The sequence below is a fragment of the Bifidobacterium sp. UTCIF-38 genome, from assembly GCF_006454495.1.
GTDB lineage: Bacteria > Actinomycetota > Actinomycetes > Actinomycetales > Bifidobacteriaceae > Bifidobacterium > Bifidobacterium callitrichos.
Genome location: NZ_JFAL01000041.1, coordinates 1 through 5,773, shown reverse-complemented (window position 1 = coordinate 5,773; position 5,773 = coordinate 1). Strand labels below are relative to the sequence as shown.

Genomic DNA, 5,773 nt, shown 5'->3' with positions numbered 1-5,773 from the left:
GGGTCAGTAAAACCAGCAAACCGAATCTTCGGAACAGTCTCACCCTCCTGAGGGAACATTTGTTCGAGCATTGCCTTTTTGAAGACAACAAGCTTGTCATGCTTACGCTGATGAAGGGTGATGAGGTCGTCGAGGTGGGAGAAGAACCGGCCGATGGCCTGCTGCTCTTCTTGGGAAGGGCAACTTACAGATACTCGAACGAAAGAATCCCAGTACAAGCGCTTACGAAAATCAGTGACCCCATATGACAGATCATTCATTTGGGAAACCACTTCGCTACGCCTAAGCATCACATTGAAAAACTGCTGATCTTGATTACTCAGAGGTTTGGCAACAATGTACGCGGGACTTACCATGCCTTGCGTTAATGAGGTTCCAATAGCACCTTGCCAAGCTCGCATCATGTTGAGAACCACATCACCAGGTTCGACTCTTTTGTACAGCGACTTGTCCTCGCTACGTCGCACAGTCTTGCCAAGCTCGTCCGGTGTCAGAGAGCCGTCCGAGACGCCACTGTATATGGACACCGACAAAATTTGAAGCTCATCACTCCCACGCTCATCTCTATTCTCATAGAGTTCCCCCAACTTACGCTGTTCCCAAGGGTCAGTGAAGCCAGCAAAACGAATCGAAGGAATGTTCGAATTTTCCGTCATCATTCGCCTCCCAGCAGACTCTTGAGCTCAGCAATGCCGGCCATATCGAATTCATCACCGGTCAGCCGGTCAAGCATGGCTCCCAATTCGGACTCCGCGATCCTGATCTGACCGCATACATCGGCATAGGTGGTCGCATATTTGTCATCCAACGCCGTCACCTTGGACACCAGTTCGTCGAGCACGGCGACCGGTAACGCCTCCAGCTTGCACTGCAGCGGATCAATCCACTTGGCGTCCAGCAGATCGGAGACCTGCGTATCGTCTAGTTCCCTGATGACCGTCGCGGTCTTGTCCTCAAGCGCCACACGCAGGTCCTTGACGGACTTCTTGATCTTGCGTTCCTCATCAAGCAGCTTGTTCGCGCTTACGAGCACACGGTCCAAAGCGGTCTGAGGAGCCTTGCCGATGCGCTTCACTTCCTTCTTCAACTCGGCGGCGACGAACGCATCGCCCTCCTCGTTGATCGCGTCGGAGTCCTTGTCCTCCTCATCCAGATTCTCTAGCAGGTCACTCAGCTCCTGCCCGATCTCGGTCAGGCGATGCTCCTGCGATTCGATCTCGGCGAGGTCGGCGGACAGCAACCGCTCCTGCACGAGGCCGAATGGCAGCACACGACCTGTCCAGCCTTCCTGGACCTCGACGTCTTTGCCGCCTTTTTTCTTGACGACCATGTTGGGGTCCACCGCACGTACGGCGTCGAACCCGTCGTTCTGGATGGTCTCAAGGTCGATCGATACCTGCTGCCAGCCGTCGTCAAGCACCTGATAGGCGGCGTACGGATCCACCAGAGGCGTATCGGCTAGCCGACGGAACAGCTCGCCCGCCAGCTCAGCCTCCTTGGCTGCGACGTTCACGGATGTGCAGTCATCAACCAATTCCCGGCGCAACAGCATCGGGTAATCGGCGAACACTCGCTTGTACCGATCGATGTAGGCCTTGACTTCGGCATTGCCGTACACCGTCTCACGCACCGCACCATCGGAGACTTTGGCGATATGGCCGTTCCCCGTCTCGAATAGCTGCGCCTTGAGACTCGGGAATACGTCCCAGAACCGTTGCAACGCATCGATCTCGTGCGAGGGCACGCCGCCGAACATGGTGGCGTACACATCCCAGCTTTCGGCCGGTTCCGACGAATCAACGTAACGCGGAATGTTGAGGTTGTAGTCGTTCGCCCGGATCTCGTCGACACTTATCAAACGACTGAACTTGTCCACATCCTTCGAACTGGTCACCACGTCGACGATGCGCCGGATGTCACAGGCGCGCAGCTTGTTGTTCTTGCCGTCCTTAATGAAATGCTTGGACGCATCGACGATGAGCACATGATCGTCGTCGCGGTGCTTGCGCAGCACCATCACGATAGTGGGAATGCCCGTACCGAAGAAGATGTTCGCGGGAAGGCCAATGATGGCCTGAATGTGGTGGTGTTCCACAAGGTTCCTACGGATCGCGCCTTCCTCACCACCACGGAACAGCACGCCATGCGGCAGGACGATGCACATGATGCCGTCGTCACGCAAATGATAGAGGTCATGCAGCAGGAAGGCGTAATCGGCCTTCGACTTGGGAGCGATGCCGTATTCGAAACGCAGGTCGGCCCCCGCCTCCGGCGGCTCCCAATTCTGCGAATACGGCGGGTTCGAGACCACGGAGTCAACGAACAACGGCTCATAGGTCTCATCCTTGGTCTCGTCGGTGTCGAACCACGGCCAGTCGGACTTGAGCGTGTCACCATTGCGGGCCACGATGTTGTCCGGCAGGATGCCGCGCATCACCAAGTTCATGCGCGTGAGGTTGTAGGTGTTCTCCTTGAGCTCCTGCGCATAGTACTTGATGTCGTTCGGATTGCCATTGCGGCGGGCCACCGCCTGCCCGATGTGAATGAGCAGCGAACCGGAACCGGACGTAGGATCATAGATCGTGATCTCCTTGCGTCCGCGCAGGTGCCAGGCCACAATCTCGCTCATGAGCTGGGAGACCTCGCCTGGCGTGTAGAACTCGCCGGCTTTCTTGCCCGCGTTGGAGGCGAACTTGTCGATCAGGTACTCGTAGATGTAGCCGAGGGTGTCGTACCCCTGACGGCTGTCCATCGGAATGTCCTTGATCAGATAGATCAGGTCGCGGGCGGCCTTGGAACGGCTCCGCTCATCAGTACCAAGCTTGGACAGACCCGTCTGCAATGTGTCGAAGATGCCAGCGAACACGCGCTTGTGCGCCGGGTTGATGTTGCGCTCGAACGCTGAAAGCGCCGTGCGCACGTCCGCGATCTCGAAGTCGGCGCCTTTATCGATCCATGTGGTGAACAGGTTGTTGTAAGAGATGAAGTAACCGCAGAGATTGCGCACATCCCGAACGAGCTCGGGGTCGTCCTCGACCAGATCCGGTAGATCCTCATCGGTCCAGTCATCCGCACGGAGACGGGTCACCAGAGTCTCGGAGAGGAACTTGTAGAAGATGAAACCGAGAATGTAATCCTTGTACTCGTTGGCCTCGATCTTCGAACGCATCCTGTTCGCGGACTCCCAGATCCTGGAGGCGAGCTGCTGCTTGTTCATGGTCGTTGTGGTTCTCCTGCTTCTGTTCTTCTATTCTTCGTCCGTGTACTCATTGAAAATGTCACTGTCCACGGCCTTGATCTCGTAGGTCCTGCGGGCACTGACACCAAAATCATGCTCGATCATCAATTGCGCGAGCTTGTGCCCATCCACAAGGATGATGTGCTGAAGCTTCGCATAGTCGATCGCCTGCCTGCTGAATTTCGCAGTAGTGACGAACAACCCCCTGCCGCCGCGCCCTGCGATGGCACCGACGAACTTCTGAATGTCCGGCCTTCCTACGGTCTGATCCTCGGCATAACGCTTAGCCTGCACGTAGATCAGATCGAAGCCGAGCTTGTCCTCCATGATGATGCCATCGATACCCTCATCCCCGCTGATCGGTGTCATCTGATTCGCCGAGTCGAAGGCACCATATCCCATCTTCGTCATCAAATCGAGCACGAAGCGCTCGAACGCCACCGGCGAGAGTTTGAGGACCTCCGCCAGCAGATCATCGGCAAGACGCATGGAGATCGAAGCGAACGCACGGTCAAGAGCCTCGTCGGGGGTCTCTTCAGACGAATCTTCTTTCACCGATTCCGTGTGACTTGATGTACGCGATATCCGGCCGAATCCCATTGATCCGGAAGCCGACTCAGAAATGCTGTCGTCACTGTCGCTGCGCATGAAATCACGGAACGATTCATACCGGCTCAGGTATTCGTTATCGATAGGCTCCCCTGAGACAAGGGCCTTCCTCCCCTCTTCGGTAATGCGATAGGCGCCACGCTTGGGACTCTCCATAAGTCCGGCTTTCTTGAGGTACGTTCTGGCCCAGCCAATACGCCCATTGAGCACCCGCGAGCCTCCGCTGGGAAGAAGCTGACGACGTTCCTCCTCAGTCATCTTGAACTCGTCGGCGAGCGCCGCCAACATCTCGCCGGACCCGTGAACCTTGCCATCGGAAAGGAATCGGAGCACCGGACCGAAGAACTCGTCGTATCTGGGAATTGCCATTATCCACTTCCATCTCCGTCGTAGCCGTGTAGCCATGATACGCCAGACAACCCATTCAGCGCATCCGCTTGGGAACAGCGTAAGTTGGGGGATGTTATCGACGTTTGTGGTGGCAGGGATTACAAACATCTTGCTAAGGGAACTGTTCCTGTCTATGGGACAGGCGGTTACATGACCAGTGTTGATGAGGCTCTTTCGTATGATGCGGATGCAATCGGTATCGGCAGGAAGGGGACCATTGACCATCCGTATAAACTTCTTGCTCCATTTTGGACTGTAGATACGCTGTTTTATGCGGTTCCACGAACCAATGCTGATTTGGATTACGTCCTATGTCTCTTTCTCAATATCGACTGGCAAAGTAAGAACGAATCGACAGGATTGCCTAGTTTGTCGAAGCTGGCTATCAACGAATCAGTGGTGACCGTATGCTCTTTGAAGGAGCAGCAGGCCATCGGCCGGTTCTTCTCCCACCTCGACGACCTCATCACCCTTCATCAGCGTAAGCACCGGTGCTTGATGTGGGTTATATGAGGGTGGAGAGCGCTCGCATCACGATGTCGACATCCTTGTTCTCCAATTCGCGGATGACATGCAGATAGGTGTCTTGGGTGGTGTTCATACTCGCGTGTCCGAGTCGTTTAGACACGCTTGCGATGGAGACGCCGGCGTACAGCAGCAGTGAGGCGTGAGTATGCCTCAGACCATGAATCGAAATCACGGGTACCTCAGCATGCGCGCAATGCCGTGCCAGAACGCCGTTCACCGTTGAGTTGTATACCTTGCCCTTCACGAAGATAGGCTCCGATTCGGGTAAGTCCTTCAGCAGCGCCGACAGTTGCATGATCAATTGCCAATCGAGCTGTACTTTGCGCATTGATGAAGCGTTTTTGGTCGGAACAAAACCTCCCCCCTGCTTGTAATCCCATGTCTTGTTGACCGACAAGGTTTGATGAACGAAGTCAAAGTCGCTCGGAGTGAGTCCTAGCGCTTCTGAAAACCTCAATCCGGTTTTCGCAACGAGCAGTATCAGCCAATCCCAACTCGGCTTCGGCCCGAGTTCCAGATCGGCGAGGACCGCATGCAATTCGAACTGATTCAGGTACTTCGTTTTCTTGACCCGTGGTGGCCGGCCTTTGATGATTGCCTTGCGAGTAGGATCTCGTGGGATCAGCCCCTCGTCCACAGCGTCGAGAATCGCTCCTTTCAGTTGGTGGTGGAAATCCATTGTTGTTTGACGCTCGTGGTGCTCGGCATATCCATTGATCAGTTTCTGGTAGTTCACACGGTCCATGTCGGCAAGCCTGAGAGCCGGGATGAGCTTGTTAAGCCACATCTGGGTGAGTGCGTATTTCTTCATCGTCACTTCTCGGATCGCGCCTTCCTTGTAGACGCTGACCCATTGTGCGTAATAGTCGCAGAACGTCATTTCCGAGTTGTCCTTGCTAACGGACATGTAAGGTCTCCTTTGCAGATAGACAGGCGCTTACGTTGATGACGGATACATCCAGACAAGCACATGGAACAGTGATTAGGTTTAGTGGCGTGGCTCAGGTG

Annotated in this window: 4 protein-coding genes and 1 pseudogene; 1 reads left to right on the top strand and 4 read right to left on the bottom strand. The window is 55.2% G+C overall.

Going from position 1 to position 5,773, the window contains the following annotated elements; all coding sequences use genetic code 11:
• The 3 genes from BW11_RS11395 to BW11_RS11385 all read right to left on the bottom strand — a co-directional run.
• Positions 1–656: restriction endonuclease subunit S (locus BW11_RS11395; protein ID WP_375137662.1), on the bottom strand; the 656-nt coding region annotated here is incomplete at its 3' end.
• Positions 656–3,217 (bottom strand): type I restriction-modification system subunit M, encoded by a 2,562-nt coding sequence (locus BW11_RS11390; protein WP_140445776.1) that lies wholly within the window; start codon positions 3,215–3,217, stop codon positions 656–658. The genes BW11_RS11390 and BW11_RS11395, both read right to left, overlap by 1 nt.
• Before the next feature lie 30 nt (positions 3,218–3,247).
• Positions 3,248–4,216, bottom strand: coding sequence for a restriction endonuclease (locus BW11_RS11385; protein WP_140445777.1), 969 nt, complete (start codon positions 4,214–4,216; stop codon positions 3,248–3,250).
• Between the two features lie 78 nt (positions 4,217–4,294).
• Between BW11_RS11385 and BW11_RS11380 the strand changes: the two are divergent.
• Positions 4,295–4,750 (top strand): annotated as a pseudogene (locus tag BW11_RS11380) (restriction endonuclease subunit S); the annotation flags it as partial.
• Here the strand turns inward: BW11_RS11380 and BW11_RS11375 are convergent.
• A complete protein-coding gene (locus BW11_RS11375) occupies positions 4,743–5,672 on the bottom strand; it encodes a site-specific integrase (protein ID WP_107043387.1) in 930 nt (309 codons plus the stop codon). The pseudogene BW11_RS11380 and the gene BW11_RS11375 sit on opposite strands and share 8 nt — an antisense overlap.
• Between the last annotated feature and the right edge of the window lie 101 nt (positions 5,673–5,773).